The 18,749-nt window shown below is 68.7% G+C and carries 20 protein-coding genes; 7 read left to right on the top strand and 13 right to left on the bottom strand.

Features of this window, described 5'->3' with window-relative positions; all coding sequences use genetic code 11:
• Window positions 1–9 precede the first annotated feature (9 nt).
• A complete protein-coding gene (locus ITP53_RS35745; RefSeq protein ID WP_207756890.1) occupies window positions 10–1,746 on the top strand; it encodes a DEDD exonuclease domain-containing protein in 1,737 nt (578 codons plus the stop codon).
• A 17-nt stretch (window positions 1,747–1,763) separates the two neighbouring features.
• Window positions 1,764–2,051, top strand: a complete 288-nt coding sequence (locus ITP53_RS35740; RefSeq protein WP_195899881.1) for an Lrp/AsnC family transcriptional regulator — start codon at window positions 1,764–1,766, stop codon at window positions 2,049–2,051.
• A gap of 303 nt (window positions 2,052–2,354) precedes the next feature.
• Here ITP53_RS35740 and qcrB read toward each other — a convergent pair whose 3' ends face one another.
• The 4 genes from qcrB to ctaE are packed head-to-tail and all read right to left on the bottom strand — an operon-like array spanning window position 2,355 to window position 6,584.
• Entirely contained in the window at window positions 2,355–4,001 is a 1,647-nt protein-coding gene (qcrB, locus tag ITP53_RS35735) for a cytochrome bc1 complex cytochrome b subunit (RefSeq protein ID WP_195899880.1), read from the bottom strand.
• Complete coding sequence (gene qcrA, locus ITP53_RS35730) at window positions 3,998–5,110, bottom strand: cytochrome bc1 complex Rieske iron-sulfur subunit (RefSeq protein WP_195899879.1); 1,113 nt, start codon at window positions 5,108–5,110, stop codon at window positions 3,998–4,000. Before qcrA ends, qcrB begins: the two co-directional genes overlap by 4 nt.
• A complete protein-coding gene (gene qcrC, locus ITP53_RS35725; protein ID WP_195899878.1) occupies window positions 5,107–5,916 on the bottom strand; it encodes a cytochrome bc1 complex diheme cytochrome c subunit in 810 nt (269 codons plus the stop codon). Before qcrC ends, qcrA begins: the two co-directional genes overlap by 4 nt.
• Before the next feature lie 14 nt (window positions 5,917–5,930).
• Window positions 5,931–6,584, bottom strand: a complete 654-nt coding sequence (ctaE, locus tag ITP53_RS35720) for an aa3-type cytochrome oxidase subunit III (protein WP_195899877.1) — start codon at window positions 6,582–6,584, stop codon at window positions 5,931–5,933.
• 219 nt (window positions 6,585–6,803) lie between these two features.
• On the opposite strand from ctaE, the gene ITP53_RS35715 reads away from it, so the two are divergent.
• Together ITP53_RS35715 and trpD are read left to right on the top strand one after the other, a co-directional pair.
• A complete protein-coding gene (locus ITP53_RS35715; protein WP_195899889.1) occupies window positions 6,804–7,202 on the top strand; it encodes a hypothetical protein in 399 nt (132 codons plus the stop codon).
• A gap of 6 nt (window positions 7,203–7,208) precedes the next feature.
• On the top strand, window positions 7,209–8,255 hold the full coding sequence (gene trpD / locus ITP53_RS35710) for an anthranilate phosphoribosyltransferase (protein ID WP_195899876.1): 1,047 nt from the start codon (window positions 7,209–7,211) through the stop codon (window positions 8,253–8,255).
• Window positions 8,256–8,396: 141 nt separating this feature from the next.
• On the opposite strand, the gene ITP53_RS35705 is transcribed toward trpD, so the two are convergent.
• The 4 genes from ITP53_RS35705 to ctaC form a co-directional block, all read right to left on the bottom strand.
• Window positions 8,397–9,608: a L,D-transpeptidase gene (locus ITP53_RS35705; protein WP_195899875.1), complete on the bottom strand. Its 1,212-nt coding sequence runs from the start codon at window positions 9,606–9,608 to the stop codon at window positions 8,397–8,399.
• A gap of 141 nt (window positions 9,609–9,749) precedes the next feature.
• Complete coding sequence (locus ITP53_RS35700) at window positions 9,750–10,163, bottom strand: cytochrome c oxidase subunit 4 (RefSeq protein WP_195899874.1); 414 nt, start codon at window positions 10,161–10,163, stop codon at window positions 9,750–9,752.
• Window positions 10,163–11,824 (bottom strand): aa3-type cytochrome oxidase subunit I, encoded by a 1,662-nt coding sequence (ctaD, locus tag ITP53_RS35695; protein WP_195899873.1) that lies wholly within the window; start codon window positions 11,822–11,824, stop codon window positions 10,163–10,165. The genes ITP53_RS35700 and ctaD overlap by 1 nt, the downstream gene beginning before the upstream one ends.
• Entirely contained in the window at window positions 11,821–12,651 is an 831-nt protein-coding gene (gene ctaC, locus ITP53_RS35690; RefSeq protein WP_195899872.1) for an aa3-type cytochrome oxidase subunit II, read from the bottom strand. The genes ctaD and ctaC overlap by 4 nt, the downstream gene beginning before the upstream one ends.
• Window positions 12,652–12,793: 142 nt before the next feature.
• Between ctaC and ITP53_RS35685 the strand changes: the two genes are divergently transcribed.
• Both ITP53_RS35685 and ITP53_RS35680 read left to right on the top strand, forming a co-directional pair.
• Entirely contained in the window at window positions 12,794–13,936 is a 1,143-nt protein-coding gene (locus tag ITP53_RS35685; protein ID WP_195899871.1) for a cysteine desulfurase family protein, read from the top strand.
• Window positions 13,933–14,178, top strand: a complete 246-nt coding sequence (locus ITP53_RS35680; protein ID WP_195899870.1) for a sulfurtransferase TusA family protein — start codon at window positions 13,933–13,935, stop codon at window positions 14,176–14,178. The genes ITP53_RS35685 and ITP53_RS35680 overlap by 4 nt, the downstream gene beginning before the upstream one ends.
• An 84-nt stretch (window positions 14,179–14,262) precedes the next feature.
• On the opposite strand, the gene ITP53_RS35675 is transcribed toward ITP53_RS35680, so the two are convergent.
• Together ITP53_RS35675 and erpA are read right to left on the bottom strand one after the other, a co-directional pair.
• Window positions 14,263–15,249 (bottom strand): carbohydrate kinase family protein, encoded by a 987-nt coding sequence (locus ITP53_RS35675; RefSeq protein ID WP_195899869.1) that lies wholly within the window; start codon window positions 15,247–15,249, stop codon window positions 14,263–14,265.
• 98 nt (window positions 15,250–15,347) lie between these two features.
• Window positions 15,348–15,701, bottom strand: coding sequence for an iron-sulfur cluster insertion protein ErpA (gene erpA, locus ITP53_RS35670; RefSeq protein ID WP_195899868.1), 354 nt, complete (start codon window positions 15,699–15,701; stop codon window positions 15,348–15,350).
• 163 nt (window positions 15,702–15,864) lie between these two features.
• Here erpA and nadA point away from each other — a divergent pair, with 163 nt between their 5' ends.
• Entirely contained in the window at window positions 15,865–17,016 is a 1,152-nt protein-coding gene (gene nadA, locus ITP53_RS35665; protein ID WP_195899867.1) for a quinolinate synthase NadA, read from the top strand.
• Window positions 17,017–17,044: 28 nt separating this feature from the next.
• Here the strand turns inward: nadA and ITP53_RS35660 are convergent, their stop codons facing one another.
• From ITP53_RS35660 to ITP53_RS35650, 3 genes are all read right to left on the bottom strand, one after another.
• Window positions 17,045–17,206: a GNAT family N-acetyltransferase gene (locus ITP53_RS35660; RefSeq protein ID WP_207756887.1), complete on the bottom strand. Its 162-nt coding sequence runs from the start codon at window positions 17,204–17,206 to the stop codon at window positions 17,045–17,047.
• 7 nt (window positions 17,207–17,213) lie between these two features.
• Window positions 17,214–17,816 (bottom strand): SIMPL domain-containing protein, encoded by a 603-nt coding sequence (locus tag ITP53_RS35655; RefSeq protein WP_195899866.1) that lies wholly within the window; start codon window positions 17,814–17,816, stop codon window positions 17,214–17,216.
• A 66-nt stretch (window positions 17,817–17,882) separates the two neighbouring features.
• Window positions 17,883–18,749: hypothetical protein (locus tag ITP53_RS35650; protein WP_195899865.1), on the bottom strand; the 867-nt coding region annotated here is incomplete at its 5' end.

Raw genomic sequence — 18,749 nt, 5'->3', positions numbered from 1 at the left:
CCCCTCTCTATGGTCTTGGTCGTGGATCCGGTTCAAGGCACTCTCGACGAGCTCGGCACTCCGCTGAGCGACGTCACGTTCGTGGTGTTCGACCTCGAGACGACCGGCGGCGCGCCGGCCGAGGACGCCATCACCGAGATCGGGGCGGTCAAGGTGCGCGCGGGCGAGGTGCTGGGCGAGTTCTCCACGCTGGTCGATCCAGGGGGGCCGATACCGCCGTTCATCTCGGTGCTGACCGGCATCACCGACGCCATGGTCGTGGCGGCGCCGCGCATAGAGGCGGTGCTGCCGAGCTTCCTCGAGTTCATCAGGGGCGCCACTCTGGTGGCGCACAACGCGGGCTTCGACACCCGCTTCGTCAAGGCCGCCTGCGCCGCGCACGGCTATCCGCCGCCGGCCAATCCGGTCGTAGACACGGTCGACCTGGCCAGGCGGGTGCTGACCAGGGACGAGACGCCCAACGCCAAGCTGTCCACGCTGGCGAGGTTCTTCCGCAGCCCGACCGAGCCGTGCCACCGCGCCCTGCAGGACGCCAGGGCCACCGTCGAGGTGCTGCACGGGCTGATCGAGCGGGCCGGCTCCTTCCAGGTGCACACGCTCGAGGAGCTCAAGTCGTTCGTCCGGGCCCCCACGCCCGAGCAGCAGCGCAAACGCCACCTGGCCGAGTCCGTGCCGCACGCCCCCGGGGTCTACCTGTTCGAGGACGAGCGCGGCGAGGTCCTCTACATCGGCAAGAGCACCAACCTGCGCAACCGCGTGCGCTCCTACTTCACCGCCGGCGAGACCCGGCCGCGCATCCGCGAGATGATCGGCATCGCCGAGCGGGTGCGCCACATCGTCTGCGCGACCGCGCTGGAGGCCGAGGTCAGGGAGCTGCGCCTGATCGGCGGCGCCAAGCCCCGCTACAACCGCCGCTCCCGCTTTCCCGAGAAGGTCCTCTGGCTCAAGCTCACCTCCGACCCCTTTCCGCGCCTGTCGATCGTGCGCGAGCTCAAGGACGACGAAGCCACCTATCTGGGCCCGTTCACCAGCGCGCGCCTGGCCGACGACGCCCGCATCGCGCTGCACGAGGCCGTCCCGCTGCGCCAGTGCACGCAGCCCGTCACGACGCACACCCGGCGGACGGCCTGCGTGCTGCACGAGATGGGCCGCTGCGGCGCCCCGTGCGAGGGCAAGGAGAGTCAGGAGGAATACTCGCTCCACGTCGAGAGCGCCCGCCGCGCCATGACGCTCGACGCCTCGCTGGTCTTCACCGCCGTCTCGGCCCGGATGGAGCGGCTGTCGGTCGAGCAGCGCTACGAGGAGGCGTCCATCGACCGCGACCGGCTGGCCTCCTTCGTCCGCACGGCGGCCCGCATGCAGCGGCTGCACGCCATCACCCGCATCCCGCAACTCGTCGCCGCCAGCCCGGCGTTCGGCGGCGGCTGGGACATCCACGTCGTCAGGTACGGCCGGCTCGCGGCGGCCGGCGTCATGCCCAAGGGCGCCCACCCGACCCCTTTCGTCGCCTCCCTGACCGCCACGGCCGAGGTCGTCATCCCCGGCCCCGGCCCCGTCCACGCCGCCAGCGCCGAGGAGACGGAGTGCATCCTGCGCTGGCTGGAGTCGCCGGGAGTGCGCCTGGTCGAGGTGGACGGCGAGTGGACGTTGCCCGCCCGGGGCGCCGCCCGGCACAAGGCCCGCATTGACCTCGCCTATCGCCCCTTTGAACGGGCGCGTGGACGCGAGGGGCGGCCTTTGCGGTGACCAGGTAGAGTTCATGCATGGTCACGGCTATCGTCCACATCAACGCCGAAGTAGACCGGATCCCGGAGGTCGCCCAGACGATCGCCGAGATCGACGGGGTCAGCGAGGTCTACTCCATCACCGGCGAATACGACCTCCTGGCGATGGTCAGAGTCAACGCGTACGAGGAGATCGCCGAGGTGATCCCCGGCCGCGTCAACAAGGTGCCCGGCGTCCTCCACACGGAGACCCACATCGCCTTCCGCGCCTACTCCAAACACGACCTCGACGCCGCCTTCTCCATCGGCTTCCCCGAGGCCGATTAGAGTCAGGGATCCGCCCGGCGCGCGCGCCGGTGTCGCTCTCTTCGTTTTTACGGCTCCGCCTCGGTTGCCCGCACGCGCCGTAAGTGGTGGCCGTCTGTCATGGCCCGTTGTGAAGGCTCACGGGCTGATGACCGTGACGACGCGCATTGTGGGCCGGGTCATCGGTGTCTCTGACCATCGCGGCACGTTCTCACCACCCCTGCCGCCGGGCTCCGGAAGGCTGGGCAACCTTCCGGAGCCCCTCTCGCGCGGGGAAACAGAGGACGGGCCCGGGAAAGATCCGGGCCCGTCCTCAGGAATCCACTAGCGCGTCAGGCTATGGTCGTCGGCTTCGATGGCGGGGTGTTCCTCGTCGTGGGCGTGGGAGTCGCCCTCGAGGGGGATCTTCTCGCCACCGTAGGCCTTGGACATGCGGCTGCGCAGCTTGCCGAGCGGCCCGCGTGCGCCCTTCGGCGGGATGCCCGTGGTGTCGGCCTCCACGGGCAGTGCGGGCACCGGCTCCTTGCCGCGCATGTGCGCCCCGATGTCCTCCGCCACCGGCGTGTGGACCTCGATGAACTCGCCGTGCGGCAGCCGCTTGATCACACCGGACTCCACACCGTGCCCGATGATCGCCGCATCGGAGCGCTGCAGGCCGAGGCAGATGCGATAGGTGATCATGTAGGCCAGCGCCGGAGCCACGAAGATCAGCACCCGGCCGGCGTAGGTCGTCACGTTGAGGCTGATGTGGAAGTTGGCCGAGATCTCGTCGTTGGCGCCGAGCAGCCACAGGACACCGTAGAACGTGATGGCCGTCATGCCGATCGAGGTGCGATGCGGGTTGTTGCGCGGCCGGTCGGCGACGTGGTGCTCGCGGTGGTCGCCGGTCACCCAGCGTTCCAGGAACGGATAGAGCGCCAGCCCGGTCATGATGATGCCCATCGGCACCAGGGCGGGAACGATCACGCTCAGCGGCAGTGTGCCCGCGTGGGACGCGCCGAAGAGGTTGATCTCCCACGCCGGCATGATGCGTAGCGCGCCTTCGAGGAAGCCCATGTAGAAGTCGGGCTGCGAGCCCGCCGACACGTCCGCGGGTGTGTACGGCCCGAACAACCAGATCGGGTTGATCTGGGTGAACGTCGCCAGACCCGCCACGACGGCCGCCGTGAACAGGAAGTACGCGCCCGCCTTCGCCATGAAGGCCGGGTAGAACGGCGCGCCCACCACGTTCTTGTTGTCGCGGCCCTTGCCGGGCATCTGGGTGTGCTTCTGCACCCACATGAGCACCATGTGAGCCGAGATCAACGCCAGCAGGATGCCGGGGATGAGCAGGATGTGCAGCGAGTAGAACCGGGAGATGACATCCTCGCCCGGATATTCCCCGCCGAACAGGAAGAACGTGAGGTACGTGCCGACCAGCGGCAGCGAGATCGCCACGCCCTCGGTGATCCGCAGACCGGCGCCGGAGAGCAGGTCGTCGGGCAGGGAGTAGCCGGTGAGGCCCTCGGCCAGCGCCAGGGTCAGCAGCAGCACGCCGATGATCCAGTTGAGCTCACGCGGCTTGCGGTAGGCGCCGGTGAAGAAGACGCGCAGCGCGTGGACCATCATGCCGGCCACGAAGAGCAGGGCCGCCCAGTGGTGCATCTGCCGGATGAGCAGTCCGCCGCGGACGTCGAAGCTGATCTCCAGCGACGACGCGTAGGCCTCGGACATCATGACGCCCTTGAGCGGCGCGTACGAGCCGTCGTAGGCGATCTCCCCCATGCTCGGCTTGAACCAGAACGTCAGGAACGTACCGGTCAGCAGCAGCAGGACGAACGAGTAGAGCGCGATCTCCCCCAGCAGGAACGACCAGTGGTCAGGGAAGACCTTGCGGAGGTTGCGCTTGAGGAAGTTGGCTCCGCCGATGCGGTCGTCCAGGAAGGTCGACGGCCCCGCGATGCCCTGGGGCACCTTGTTCAGCTCGCTCATGCCTGGGCTCCCTTCGCCCTGGCCTCGGCCTCGGCGTCACCGCGTTCCCAGTAGCTCGGGCCGACCGGCACGTCGAAGTCTCCCTGGGCGATGAGGTAGCCCTCCTGGTCGACCGTGATCGGCAGCTGCGGCAGCGGTCGCGCGGCCGGGCCGAAGATGACCTTCGCGCCGTCGGCCGCGTCGAACGTCGACTGGTGGCAGGGGCAGAGGATGTGGTGGGTGTTCTGCTCGTAGAGGGCCGCCGGGCAACCCACGTGGGTGCAGATCTTGGAGTAAGCCACGATGCCGTCGTGCGTCCAGTTCTGGCGGACGCCGCTCTTGATCTCTTCCGGGCGGAACTTGATCAGGATGAGCGTGGCCTTGGCCAGGGCGGTGAGGTCGTGCTCGTAACCCTCGGGGACCACCGACAGGATGCCGCCTGGCGAGTTGAAGTCGGCGGCGCGGATCGGCTGGCCCGTGCCCTCGACGACGAGCCTGAGCGGCCTGCCCTCCTTGGTCTTCTCACCCCAGACCGTGTGACGCAGCGCGGCGTTGAACTTCGCGCCCGGCATCTTGCTGTTGTCCAGGTCGCGCAGCAGCACCACCGGGACCAGGCCCAGCGGCGCGGCGGCCAGCAGCAGAGTGCGGCGCAGCAGCTTGCGCTTGACGAAGCCGCTCTCGTTGGCGCCCTGGACGAACGTGTCGGCCACGACGTCGCGGTCGGCCTCGGCGGAGGCCATCGGGTGGCGATCCTGGACCAGCGCGTACTTCGGCATGATCTGGCGCACCCAGATCACGATGCCGCTGGCCAGGGCCAGCAGCGCCACCGTCAGCGACCCGCCGAGCGCCAGGTTGGACGTGCCGGTCGCTTCGGGGCTGCCGACCTGGAACACCACGTAGGAGATGATGAACGCGAGCGCCGCCACGAAGGTGATCGTGAAGCAGAGCGCCACGATCTTCTCGGCCTTGCGGGCCTTGGCCTCGTCCTGCAGCGTCACGCCGGGGACGTCCCGGTCGACGTCGGATGCCTCCGCGGTGCCGAGCATCGAGGTGCCCGGCGCGGGGGTGCCGATGACGCGCTTGGGGACGCGCTCATCCGGCTGCTCGATCTCGTGCTCGTTGTCTGTCATGACTTCTGTCGCTTCTTCGCGGTGATCCAGATGGCGGCGAGTGCGAGGGCGGTCAGACCCACGATCCATGCTACGAGGCCCTCGGTGACCGGGCCGATGCGTCCGAGGCCGAAACCTCCGGGGTCCTTCTGCGCGCGCACCTGGGTGATGTAGGCGATCATGCTGCGCTTCTCTTCTGGCGTGATCGTCGAGTCGTTGAAGACCGGCATGGCCTGCGGGCCCGTGACCATCGCCTCGTAGATCTGCGTGGGGGACGCCTCGTTCAGGTTGGGGGCGTACTTGCCCTGCGTCAGGGCGCCGCCGGCACCGACCCAGTTGTGGCACTGGATGCAGTTGGCGCGGAACAGCTCCCCTCCCTTGCCCGCGTCGCCCGTCGCCGGGTCGACCTGCTCGGCGCCGGGCACCTGCGGGCCGCCGCCGAGCGACTGCACGTAGGCCGCGACCTGGCGGGTCGTCGTCTCGTCGACCCATGGCGCCGGGGGCTTGCGCGGCGCCTGCGCGCCGGGGTTGGCGGCCGGCATGCGGCCGGTGCTCATCTGGAAGTCGACGGCCGCGGCGCCGGCGCCGACGAGCGTAGGCGCCGTCGTGGTGCCCTGCGCGTTCATGCCGTGGCAGCTCGAACAGTGCTGGACGAACAGGCTCCTGCCCGCGGCCACGTCGTCGACCTTGCCTGCCGCGAGTGCCGCGTCGGCAGGCTTACCCGCCTGGACGAAGGCGGCGTATACCATCCCGACCAGCGACAACGCCAAAATCAGGACGGCATATCTCGCGAGGGGATGCCGCCGCCAAGCGGTGATCCTAGTCACAGAGATCCCGTTCCTTAACGAATGATGTAGATGGTCGCGAATAGGCCGATCCAGACGACGTCTACGAAGTGCCAGTAGTAGGACACGACGATCGCGCTGGTGGCCTGCTCATGCGTGAAGCGCTTCGCGGCGTACGTGCGTCCCAGCATGAACAGGAACGCGATCAGGCCACCGGTCACGTGCAGGCCGTGGAAGCCCGTCGTCAGGTAGAACACCGAGGTGTAGGCGTTAGCGGACAGGGTCGCGCCCTCTGACGCCAGCTCGCCGTACTCGTACAGCTGCCCGGCCACGAAGACCGCGCCCATGAGGAAGCTGACGATGTACCAGAAGCGGAGCTTGCCGACCTGCCCCTTCTCCGCGGCCCACACGCCGAGCTGGCACGTCACACTCGACAGCACCAGGATGATCGTGTTGACCGTCGCGAACGGGATGTTCAGGTGAGCGCCTTCTGCGGCCTCGGCACCGATGGGCAGGAACGCGGGTCCCCACTCGATGCCTTTGCCCTCGCTCACCGACCGGATGGTGAAGTACATCGCGAACAGCGCCGCGAAGAACATGAGCTCGGAGGACAGCCAGACGATCGTCCCGACGCTGACCAGGTTTGGCCGCCGGTACGACTGTGCTGCCGTCGTCGAAGTTATTGCGGATGCTGTCGCCACGGGCAGCATTATTGCGGTTCCGGTGGTCGGTCCGGCGCACGACCCCCCGTTAGCAGGTCGGAACCACCAGCCAACCTGGGATAATTGCCGCAAAACACCCCACCACGCCCATGCAGGTGAGGTGGCCTGGGTTTGCACGCCGACACACCGGTACGATCCAGGTGACCATACTGCTACGACGAGATAGTGAGCGCGACAGTGACGTCCACTGGGAGCACCGACGACACGATGAGGGTCCTCGTCTACAGCGACGACGCCGCCACCAGGGCCGAGGTGAGCCAGGCCATCGGCCGGCGCCCCGCGGCCGACGTACCGCTCGTTGAGATCGTGGAGTGCGCCACCGAGCCCAAGGTCCACCAGTGGCTCGGCTCAGGCGAGATCGACGTGGCCGTCCTCGACGGCGAGACGCAGCCGGCGGGCGGCATGGGCATCTCCCGCCAGGCCAAGGACGAGGTCTACGACTGCCCGCCCATCTGCCTGATCATCGCCAGGCGCGACGACCGCTGGCTGGCCGACTGGTCCAAGGCCGACGCCGTCGTGCCCCAGCCCCTGGAGCCCATGGTGCTGGCCGACACGGTGGCCGACCTGATGCGCCGCCGCTCCTCGACCCGACTCAACGCTAAGTAGGTGCCCATGGACTCCCGGACGACCTGGCCCGCCCTGTTCGCCGCTCTCCTGTCCGGAGAGCACCTCACCTCCGACGAGACGGCCTGGGCGATGCGGGAGATCATGTCCGGCTCCGCCACGCCGGCGCAGATCGCGGCCTTCGCGATCGCCCTGCGCGCGAAGGGCGAGACGGTGGCCGAGGTGGTGGGCCTGGCCCGCACCATGCTCGACCTGGCCACGCCGCTGAGCGTGGAGGGACCCGTGGTCGACATCGTCGGCACCGGCGGTGACCGCGCCCACACGGTCAACGTCTCGACGATGGCCGCCATCGTGGCCGCGGCAGCCGGGGCCCGCGTCGTCAAGCACGGCAACCGCGCCGCCTCGTCCTCGTGCGGCGCCGCCGACGTCCTGGAGCACCTGGGCATCCGCCTGGACCTCACGCCCGAGCAGACCGCGCGGGTGGCCAGCGAGGCGGGCATCGCGTTCTGCTTCGCCCCGGTCTACCACCCCGCGCTGCGCTTCGCCGGGCCTCCGCGCAAGGAGATCGGCGTCCCCACCGTCTTCAACTTCCTCGGCCCGCTCACCAACCCGGCGCGCCCGTCCGCGCAGGCCATCGGCGTCTTCGACCCCGGCATGCTGCCCGTCCTCGCGGGCGTCTTCGCCGAGCGCGGCGTGTCCGCCCTGGTGTTCCGCGGCGACGACGGCCTCGACGAGCTCACCATCGCCGGCACCTCGACGGTCTGGGTGGTCAAGGACGGCACCGCCACGCAGACCGCCTTCGACCCTGCGGTGCTCGGCATCCCGCGCGCCGAGGTCGGCGCGCTGCGCGGCGGGGACGTGACGTTCAACGCGCAGGCCGTCCACGACCTGGTGCGCGGCAAGACCGGCCCGGTGCGCGACGCCGTGCTGCTCAACGCCGCCGCGGCGCTGGTCGCCGCCGACGGCCCCGGCGACGACCTCGACTCGGCCATGATCGACGGATACGCCCGCGCGGTGCAGGCCGTCGACTCCGGAGACGCCGCGACCACCTTGGACCGCTGGGTCCAGATCAGCGGCTCCATCCGCCCCGCCTGACTCCACCATCCCCGCCGGCGCGCCCGGCGGGCAGGTAACGCCCATCAGGGCCCATCGCCAAGGCCCGCGCCATCCGGCCCCAGTCGTCAGTGCCGTCACCAGGAAGGCCGCCGTCAGAGAGCCGCCCTCAGAGGCCCGCCGTCAGAGGACCATCGTCGGGCCGCCCTTCAGCACGCTCCACTTGAGCCACTGCTTCCAGTTCTCCTGCCAGTGCCCCCACCCGTTCGTGGGCTCCAGCTTCCGCGGCGACCCCGTGAGGATGATCGGATCCCCGATCAGCGTGTTCTTGATGAACCAGGCCGCGTTGGACGGGCTGATGTTCACGCACCCGTGGCTCACGTTCGAGTGGCCCTGCGACCCGACCGACCAGGGCGCGCTGTGCACGTACTCACCGCTGTTGGAGATCCGGACGGTGTTGTAGACGGTCAGGCTGTAGTAGCCGGGCGACCCTGGGCCGATCCCGGGAGAGGTCATGACCGTGGAGGGCTCGCGTGACATCGCCAGGTGGATGCCGGAGGTCGTGTGGTACTTCCACACCCCGCCCTTGCCGGCGCTCATCGGCATCGAGCGGATCTTCTTGCCGTCCCGCCGCACCGTGAGCACGTGCCCGTCGCTCATGCTCCCCTTGGTGATCTGCGCGCGACCGACCTTGAAGTTGAGCTTGACGTCGCGCTTGCCGTACATGCCCGGCCCGCCCCGTACGCCTGCCAGCTTCGCCTCCACCTGCACCTTCGTACGCGCGGGCCAGTACTTCTCCGGACGGAAGTCCACGTGGCTGTCGTCGAACCAGTGCCAGGCCCCCTCCACCGGCTTGGAACTGCGGATGGTGAGGTTGCGCTCGACGGACACCCGGTCGGCGACCGGCTTGTCGAAGGCGATCATGACCGGCATGCCGATGCCGACCGTCAGCCCCGTGTAGTCCTTGTTCGGGGTGATCGTCTCGATGTCGAACGTCTTGTTGGCCTTGACCGTCTTGAACGTGCTCGTGGTCTCGCTCTCCTTGCCGGCGGCGTCCACGGAGACCGCCGTGACCTTGTATTCGGTGCCCGGCCGGGCGGTGACGTTGCTGCGCCAGCGGGTCCGGTCGGCGCTCAGCACGCCGTCGAGCGACCCCTGCTTCCCGCCTCGCACCTCTACGCTCTTGAGCGTGCCTCCCTGGGCCGACAGGACCACGGGCTGGTCCGTGGGCACGTTGGCGGCCTTGTTCGCCGGAGAGACCCCCACAGACGGCCCCCGGGCCCCTCGGGCCGTGGCGACCCCTTCAGGGTCCTCAGCGGGGGACTCGGCCGAGCACGCCCCCGTCAGCAGCGCCAAGGCCAGCAGGCCGGCTGATCCATACGCTACGCGCCCCACGAGTGACTCCCTCGTCCAAGATCGAACCCCTTCTGCTCCTTTATTACCCTCAGTGCTTGAATCACCACATCCGTACAGTGGCAAAGAACGCCAAAAAGCGGGCGTCCTCCCCCAAGGGAGGGCGCCCGCCTCGAACGGGACTCAGTGTGAGAAGTGGCCCCGGTAGTACTGGAAGACGAACCCGATCATGGCCATGATGATCAGGAAGACCCCGATCAGGAACATCCAGAAGCCGATCACGAACCCGGCGAAGGCGAAGGCCGCCGCCAGGCACAGGAACAGCGGCCACCAGCTGCTCGGGCTGAAGAACCCGATCTCGCCCGCGCCGTCGCTGATCTCGGCCTGCTTGTTGTCCTCCGGCTGCGCGCCGATGCGCCGCGCGGTGAACATCAGGTAGTAGCCCACCATGAACGCGAACCCGACCGAGATGGCCATGGCCGTGGTGCCGACCGGCTCACCGTGACCCGTCTCCGCCTTGGTCCAGAACCAGTAGGCGATGTCGACGCCGGCGAAGAACACGCCGCACAGCAGGAACAGCCAACCCTGGACCTTCATCAGGCCTCGACCTCCTGGGCGGACTTGGCGGACACATGCGGGTAGTGCAGGTCGAACGCGGGGCGCTCGGACCGGATGCGCGGCAGCGAGGTGAAGTTGTGCCGCGGCGGCGGGCAGGAGGTCGCCCATTCGAGCGAGCCGCCGTAACCCCAGGGGTCGTCGACGGTGACCTTGGGCGCGCTGCGCCAGGTCTTCCAGACGTTGTAGAAGAACGGCAGCGTGGACAGGCCGAGCACGAACGCGCCCACCGACGACAGCAGGTTGAGGTCGGTGAACCCGTCAGCCGGGCTGTAGTCGGCGTACCGGCGCGGGAAGCCCAGCATGCCGAGCCAGTGCTGGATCAGGAACGTGGTGTGGAAGCCGATGAACAGCAACCAGAACTGCAGCTTGCCCAGCTTGTCGTCGAGCATCTTGCCGGTGAACTTGGGCCACCAGAAGTAGAAGCCGGCGAACATGGCGAACACGACGGTGCCGAAGACCACGTAGTGGAAGTGGGCGACGACGAAGTAGGTGTCGCTGATGTGGAAGTCGAGCGGCGGCGAGGCGAGGATGACGCCCGTCAGCCCGCCCAGGAGGAACGTGATGAGGAAGCCGATCGCGAACAGCATCGGCGACTCGAACGTCAGGTGCCCGCGCCACATCGTGCCGATCCAGTTGAAGAACTTCACGCCGGTCGGCACCGCGATGAGGAACGTCATGAAGGAGAAGAACGGCAGCAGCACCTGCCCGGTCGGGAACATGTGGTGCGCCCAGACCGTGATCGACAGGCCGGCGATGGAGATCGTCGCGGCCACGAGGCTGATGTAGCCGAAGATCGGCTTGCGGCTGAAGACCGGCAGCACCTCGGTCACGATGCCGAAGAACGGCAGCGCGATGATGTAGACCTCTGGATGGCCGAAGAACCAGAACAGGTGTTGCCACAACAACGCCCCGCCGTTTTCCGAGGCGAAGATGTGGGTGCCCAGCTTGCGGTCGGCCTCCAGGGCCAGCAGCGCGGCGGCCAGCACCGGGAACGCCATCAGCACGAGCATGCTGGTCAGCAGGATGTTCCAGGTGAAGATCGGCATCCGGAACATGGTCATGCCGGGCGCGCGCATGCAGATGATGGTGGTGATGAAGTTCACCGAGCCGAGGATGGTGCCCAGACCCGACAGGGCCAGGCCCATGATCCAGAGGTCGGCGCCGATGCCCGGCGAGTTGATCGCGTTGGACAGCGGCGTGTAGGCGAACCACCCGAACGACGCGGCGCCGCCCGGAGTGAAGAAGCCGGACACCGCGATGATGCTGCCGAACAGGTAGAGCCAGTAGCTCACCATGTTGAGGCGCGGGAACGCCACGTCGGGGGCGCCGATCTGCAGCGGCATCAGCTCGTTGGCGAAGCCGGCGAACAGCGGCGTCGCGAACATCAGCAGCATGATCGTGCCGTGCATGGTGAACAGCTGGTTGAACTGCTCGTTGCTGGTGAACTGCAGTCCCGGCTGCGCCAGCTCGGCCCGCATGACCAGCGCCATGACGCCGCCGATCAGGAAGAAGGCGAACGACGTGATCAGGTAAAGGTGCCCGATGATCTTGTGATCAGTCGAGGACAGCCACTTGGCGATCACCTGGCCCTTGGTCACGGGCCTGGCGGGCGTCCTGAGTGGTTCTTGGATGGCGGTCACTGGGCACTCCCAGCCTGGTTGGTCGCGATGTACTGGTCGAACTCAGCCTGCGGGACGAGCTTCACCGAGAAGAGCATGCGACTGTGGTCGACTCCGCACAGTTCGGCGCAACGACCGGCGTAGACGCCGGGCTTGTCGAGTGTGTTGATCTGGAACTTACGGCCAGGGTTGTCCTCCGGGATGCCCGGGATGACGTCGCGCTTGAACAGGAACTCCGGCACCCAGAAGGAGTGGATGACGTCGTCGGACGACAGGTCGAACTCGACCTTCGTGTTCACCGGCAGCACCAGCTGGGGACCCTGCTTGTAGTCCTTGACGGGCATGCCCGCGACCGGCTGCAGCGGCCTGCCGTTGACGGTGCTGGTGAAGCGCCAGCTCCACTGGTACGCCTCGACCTTGACCTTGACCGGGGCGTCGCCGTCCACTTTGGTGAGGGTCTGACTGTCGCGGGCGGTGAAGAAGAAGAACACCGACACCATGACCAGCGGGATCAGGGTGTAGAGCATCTCGATCGGCAGGTTGTAACGCACCTGCGGCGGAAGCTCGGCCTTCGACCTGCGCTTGCGGTGGAAGATGGCCGCCCACACGATCAGGAAGATGACGACGACACCCGTGGCGAGTGCGGCGATCCAGGCCCCGTTCCACAGACTCTGGACCACGCCGGCCTGCTCGGTGATGTGGTCGGGAAGAAGGCCGCGAGACCAGTCGGCCTCGGGGACGTCATTAGCACACGCCGTAGCAGTGGCCAGCAGCAACGCCAAAGCGGCGGCGCGTGGCACCCTGCGCCGGGCCAACGAACGCCGCGTCGTACGGCGAGTCGGACTCACGGATCGCCTACCCCACAGATGAAGCCCAAGAGTCTCTCCCTTGGGCGCTCGTATTTCCAGATGCACAGCTGAATGCAGACACATTAGCGTGCAGGTGCCTCGCCCCACCGCGCGACCCCTCCATGGCGCCGGAAGTGGGACGATGAGTCTCGTGGCGTATTTCGACGCGGCTTCGAGTGAGCCGCTCCACCCTCAGGCCCGCGAGGCGCTGCTGGCGGCGATCGATGTCGGCTGGGCCGACCCCGCGAGACTCTACGGCCAGGCCCGCCGTGCGCACCTGCTGCTCGAGCAGGCCCGTACGGAGGTGGCCGAGGCGCTCGGCGCGCGTCCTGACGAGGTGTCGTTCACCTCTTCCGGCACGCAGGCCGTGCATCTCGGCGTGCTCGGCACCCTACACGGCAGGCGCAGAGCCGGGCGCCACCTGGTCACCGGCGCGGTCGAGCACTCCAGCGTGCTGCACGCCGCCGGCGTGCACGAACGCGACGGCGGCTCGGTCGAGACCGTGGGCGTGGGCCTGACCGGGCGGGTCGACCCCGGCGGGTTGGCCGAGGCGGTGTCCAGGCCCGGCACCGCGCTGGCCTGCCTGCAGACGGCCAACCACGAGGTCGGCACCCTGCAGCCGGTCGCCGAGGCGGCCGCGGCGTGCCGGGCGCACGGCGTTCCGCTCCTGGTGGACGCGGCGCAGACGGCGGGCCGGATGCCGATACCGCCGGGCTGGTCCGTGCTCACCGCCAGCGCCCACAAATGGGGCGGGCCCGCCGGAGTGGGCGTGCTGGCGGTGCGGAAGGGCACCAGGTTCCGCTCGTTCCTGCCGGAGGACGAGCGGGAGCGACGGCGGGTGCCGGGCTTCGAGAACGTCCCCGGCGTCGTCGCCGCGGCGACGGCCCTGCGCGCGATGGCCGCGGAGGCGGCGCAGGAGCAGGCGCGGCTCTCCGAGCTCATCGGGAAGATCAGGGACACGGTGCCGAAGATCGTTCCTGACGTGGAGGTGATCGGCGACCCCGTGGACCGAGCCCCGCACATCGTGACCTTTTCGTGCCTGTATGTTGATGGAGAGGCACTTCTGACCGAGTTGGACAAGGCGGGATTCGCCGTATCGTCCGGAAGTTCGTGCACCGCTAGTACGCTTCGTCCATCGCATGTCCTAGAAGCGATGGGCGTGCTGACGCATGGGAATGTCCGGGTGTCACTGCCCAGGGGTGCTTCCGCGGCCGAGGTGGACAGATTCCTGGCCGTGCTGCCCGATCTGGTGCGCCGCATCCGCCAGGACGCAGGAGTCGCATGACAGAGGTTACCCAACCGGCTTTGACGATCGACGCGCTCGGGAAGAAGTGCCCGATCCCGATCATCATGCTGGCCGAGCAGATCAACTACGTCCCGCTGAACGCCGTGGTGGCCGTGCTGGCCGACGATCCGGCGGCCTATACGGACGTACCGGCGTGGTGCCGGCTCAAGTCACACCGGCACGTCGGCTCGTACGAGCTGCCCGACGGCGGGTGGGCGATTCACGTCAGACGAAACTACTGATTCAGGTACAACCGCGGCTCCGGGCCCGGGGGACGCCCCGCCCGGGCAGGCCGGCCGGGCGGGGGTCACGTGCCGGTGAGGCTCTCAGGCGTAGTGGCAGCGGATGTACTCAGCGATCTCCTCGGCCTCGCCGGCCCCGTACGCGGCGCCGAAGCGGCCGAGGAAGCCCTGCTGGCCCAGCTCGTATTCCTGGCCGCCGACGCGTTCGAGCACGTGGGTGGCGGTCAGGTTGCCGAGCTGGCCGCAGCGCTCCAGCGGCAGGCCCCAGGCCAGGCCCGACATGAAGCCGGCGCGGAAGGCGTCGCCGACGCCGGTGGGGTCGGCCTTGCCGAGCTCGGGGGCGGGGGCGACCTGGATGGACGGCTCGCCCGCGCGGTCGATGACGGCGCCCTTGGGGCCGAGCGTGGTGATCCGGACGGCGACCCGGCTCAGGATCTCGGCGTCGGACCAGCCGGTCTTCTGCTCGATGAGGCCCTTCTCGTAGTCGTTGGAAAAGAGGTAGGCGGCGCCGTCGACGAGCTGGCGGATCTGCTCGTCCTCCATACGGGCGAGCTGCTGGGAGATGTCGGCGGCGAACGGGATGCCGCGCTGGCGGCACTCGTCGGTGTGGCGCAGCATCGCGTCGGGGTCGTTGGGGCTGATCAGCACCAGGTCGAGCCCGCCCACGCGGTCCACGACGGGCTGCAGCTCGATCAGCCGCGCCTCGGCCATGGCCCCGGTGTAGAACGAGGCGATCTGGTTGTGCTGGTCGTCGGTGGTGCACAGGAAGCGGGCGGTGTGCTGGGTCTCGGAGATGTGCACCGAGCCGCAGTCGACGCCGTGGCGCTCGAGCCACGAGCGATAGTCGGCGAAGTCGTTGCCGACCGCCCCCACGAGGATCGGCCTGAGGCCGAGACAGCCCATACCGAAGGCGATGTTCGCGGCGCAGCCACCGCGCCGGATCTGCAGGTCATCGACCAGGAACGAAAGTGACACCCGGTCGAGTTGCTCGGCTATCAACTGATCGCCGAAGCTTCCCGGGAAGGTCATCAGGTGGTCTGTCGCGATGGAGCCGGTGACGGCGATGCGCACGGGATTCTTCTTCCTCGTTGTCAGCAGGCCAATGGGCTCCACGAGAATACGGCAAGGTCCCGCCCGCACCAAGGCGAGCGGGACCCCGGCGCGACCGGCTAATTGAACGAGTCACCACAGGCGCACGAGCCCGTGGCGTTGGGGTTGTCGATGGTGAAACCCTGCTTCTCGATCGTGTCGACGAAGTCGATGGACGCGCCCATCAGGTAGGGGGCGCTCATCCGGTCGGTGACCACGCTGACGCCGCCGAAGTCCGACACGACGTCGCCGTCCATCGAACGGTCGTCGAAGAAGAGCTGGTAGCGCAGGCCGGAGCAACCACCAGGCTGCACGGCGACCCGCAACTGCAGACCTTCCTCGCCCTGCTGCTCCAGCAGGCTCTTGACCTTGGCGGCGGCCGCGTCGGTCAGGGTAAGGCCCTGCGTCGTGGTCTCGCTGCTCTCAACCGTCATCTGCTGACTCCCTAACCCGGCTGTCTGTTTCCGACGTCCTGCTAATGACGCTACCAACACCAGCGCGTCTCCACACATTCCCGGGTCGCCTACCCCCGGAATGTCCGGGTTCGTCCATGTGCCATGATGGTATCGTCAATTCGACGATAAGGGGGTAACGGCCATGACCACCCAGACTGGGCTGCCGCTCTTCGTCCTCGGCCGCAGCGCTGATCCGCACAGTGAGAAGGGGGTCGACTGTCCCGGCGAGCTGCCGCCCGCCTCCGACCCCGGCCTCGTGGAGCGTGCCCGCAAGGCCAAGGCGGCGCTCGGCGACCGCCTGTTCGTGCTGGGCCACCACTACCAGCGTGACGAGGTCATCCAGTTCGCCGACGTGACGGGCGACTCGTTCAAGCTCGCCCGGCAGGCGGCCGCCAGGCCGGAGGCGGAGTTCATCGTCTTCTGCGGCGTGCACTTCATGGCCGAGTCCGCCGACATCCTCACCTCCGGTGACCAGAAGGTGATCCTGCCGGATCTGGCCGCCGGGTGTTCGATGGCGGACATGGCCACGTTCGACCAGGTCGAGGAGTGCTGGGAGGCTCTGGAGGACGCCGGGCTGGCCGAGCAGGTGATCCCGGTCACGTACATGAACTCCAGCGCCGACATCAAGGCGTTCTGCGGCAGGAACGGCGGCGCGGTCTGCACCTCCTCCAACGCCCGCCGGGCTCTGGACTGGGCGTTCGAGCGGGGCGGGAAGGTCCTGTTCCTGCCCGACCAGCATCTGGGCCGCAACACGGCGGTGCTGGAGATGGGCATGTCGCTGGACGACTGCGTCGTCTGGAACCCGCACCGGCCCAACGGGGGTCTCACGCCGGAGGAGCTGGAGCGGGCCAGGATGATCCTTTGGCGCGGCCACTGCTCGGTCCACGGCCGCTTCACGGCGGAGTCCGTGGACGACGTACGTTCCCGCGTTCCCGGCGTGAACGTCCTCGTGCACCCGGAATGCCGCCACGAGGTGGTGCTCAAGGCCGACCACGTGGGCTCGACCGAGCACATCATCAAGACGCTCGAATCGGCTCCCGCGGGCTCCAGCTGGGCGGTCGGCACCGAGCTCAACCTGGTCAAGCGCCTGGCCCAGACCTTCCCAGACAAGGAGATCTCGTTCCTGGACCGGACGGTCTGCTACTGCTCGACGATGAACAGGATCGACCTGCCACACCTGGTGTGGGCGCTGGAGTCCCTGGTCATCGGGGAGGTCGTCAACCAGATCACGGTCGACGAGGACACCACCCACTGGGCCAAGGTCGCGCTGGACCGCATGCTGGCCCTGCCCTGACCGGCGGCCCGCGGCGCCCTGGCGGGTGTCAGGGCGCGGGGCTGATCCGGGCGTGCACGTGCACGTCGTGCCGGCCGTCGGGGTGCGGGTGCGCGCTGCGCAGAGTCCCCTCCAGGGCGAAGCCGGTCTTCTGGGCGACCCGGCAGGAGGCTTCGCTCCTGGTGGAGTGGTTCAGCACCAGCCGGTGCACGACGGCGCTAGGCGAAGTCGTAGCCGACCTGGACGGTGACGGTGAGGGTCTGGCGGCCCGGGCTGATCGAGGCGTTGGTCTCCGCCGCCGCGGCCAGGGTCGTCCGCATCGGCTGGGGGCCGCCCCTGACGTCCTCGCTCACCGAGACCACCCGGCCGAGCGGGCGGCCGGCCAGCTCGGCGTACTGGGCGGCCTTCGCCGCGGCGTCCCTGAACGCCCATGCCCTGGCCTCCTTCAGCGCCCCGGCGGGGTCGGACAGCTCGAAGGCCAGGCCGTTGAGCCTGGCCTCCTCCCCGACCCCGGCCACCGTGTCGATGATCCGGTCCGCCTGGGCGAGATCCCTGACGACGACCTCCACACCCTGCACCGCCCGGTAGGCGGCCACCTTCGGGTACGCCTCGTACTCCGGCCCGAGCGACAGCTCCACCGTGCGTACGTCCTCCGCGGCGATCCCGGCCCCGCCCAGCGCCTGGGCGAGACGGGCGGCCGCGGCCCTGACGGCGGTGAACGATTCCGCCGCGGACGCCCGGCGGACCTCGACGCCCGCGTGCAGCCGCAGGATGTCGGGCACGGCCAGAACGGCGCCCTCGCCGACGACGGTGATGTCCACACCAGCCCCCTTCAGTGGTGGGTTTCCGCCTTGATCCTAGGCGGCGGCGCCCGCGCCGCGAAGGACCTACGGTGCGGTGCGCCCGAAACGGAAGCCCATCGCGTCGAACTCGTCCTTGCTCCGCGCGGTCGCCAGCACCCGGGTGACCTGGCCGGACAGACCGATCACGACCGCCTCGGCGCCGGCGCCCCTCGCCCGCCAGACCGCCAGATGTTCGTCGTCCCACCACCCGATGAGGCGGCTGCTGGTGACCGGGACGGTGACGGGCTCCGGACCGTCCGCAGAGATGGAGTGGGCGCACAGCGAGGTGCCCGCGGCGGTGCAGTGGGCCAGGAAACGGGTGCCGGACGGCGAGACGTCGTCACCCTCGACCCACACGGGTGAGCCCGCGTCCCGCAGGGTGCGCAGCGGCTTGCCGTTCATGTCGTAGAACCACATCCGGCCGCCTGCCCACGTGCCGACCGACCGGCCGCCGGTGCCCCAGAAGAAGCGCCACTCCCCCGCCCCCTGCTCCTTGACCTCGAACACGCGTCCCGTCCCCGCGGCTATGTCGATGACGCCGTAGCCGTACTCGGCGCTGTCGCCGTCGGCGCCTTTGTAGAGGGTGACCAGGCCGTACTTGCCATCGGGCGACCAGCGCGGCGTGGTGGGGTAGATCGGCTTGGGGCTGAGCTTGACCACGCGCCTGCCCTCGGTGGCGTGGTCGACGATGGAGACGGTCGCGAAGAAGTCGGTGCTGTAGTCGACGTCGGTGCCGAGGGCCAGACCGGTCCTGGGGTCGAGGGCGTACTCGAAATAGCGGGGGTCGCGGGTGAACTGACCGGTCGTCTGTTTTCGCACGTAGAGGTGGTCGCCGCTGTCCACGGTGTAGGAGGCGAGACTGATGGGGTCGCCGGTGCGCTCCTCGATCCGTACCGACGTGCCGGGCAGGGT

The organism is Nonomuraea cypriaca, assembly GCF_015645445.1.
Lineage (GTDB): Bacteria > Actinomycetota > Actinomycetes > Streptosporangiales > Streptosporangiaceae > Nonomuraea > Nonomuraea cypriaca.
The sequence above is the reverse complement of the archived record's forward strand: the minus strand, read 5'-3'. Positions and strand labels throughout refer to the sequence as shown.

Coding starts and splice junctions, on each gene's coding strand:
- ITP53_RS35745 (WP_207756890.1), top strand. CDS start 10: ATGGTCTTGGTCGTGGATCCGGTTCAAGGCACTCTCGACGAGCTCGGC.
- ITP53_RS35740 (WP_195899881.1), top strand. CDS start 1,764: ATGGTCACGGCTATCGTCCACATCAACGCCGAAGTAGACCGGATCCCG.
- qcrB (WP_195899880.1), bottom strand. CDS start 4,001: ATGAGCGAGCTGAACAAGGTGCCCCAGGGCATCGCGGGGCCGTCGACC.
- qcrA (WP_195899879.1), bottom strand. CDS start 5,110: ATGACAGACAACGAGCACGAGATCGAGCAGCCGGATGAGCGCGTCCCC.
- ctaE (WP_195899877.1), bottom strand. CDS start 6,584: ATGCTGCCCGTGGCGACAGCATCCGCAATAACTTCGACGACGGCAGCA.
- ITP53_RS35715 (WP_195899889.1), top strand. CDS start 6,804: ATGAGGGTCCTCGTCTACAGCGACGACGCCGCCACCAGGGCCGAGGTG.
- trpD (WP_195899876.1), top strand. CDS start 7,209: ATGGACTCCCGGACGACCTGGCCCGCCCTGTTCGCCGCTCTCCTGTCC.
- ITP53_RS35700 (WP_195899874.1), bottom strand. CDS start 10,163: ATGAAGGTCCAGGGTTGGCTGTTCCTGCTGTGCGGCGTGTTCTTCGCC.
- ITP53_RS35685 (WP_195899871.1), top strand. CDS start 12,794: ATGAGTCTCGTGGCGTATTTCGACGCGGCTTCGAGTGAGCCGCTCCAC.
- ITP53_RS35680 (WP_195899870.1), top strand. CDS start 13,933: ATGACAGAGGTTACCCAACCGGCTTTGACGATCGACGCGCTCGGGAAG.
- erpA (WP_195899868.1), bottom strand. CDS start 15,701: ATGACGGTTGAGAGCAGCGAGACCACGACGCAGGGCCTTACCCTGACC.
- nadA (WP_195899867.1), top strand. CDS start 15,865: ATGACCACCCAGACTGGGCTGCCGCTCTTCGTCCTCGGCCGCAGCGCT.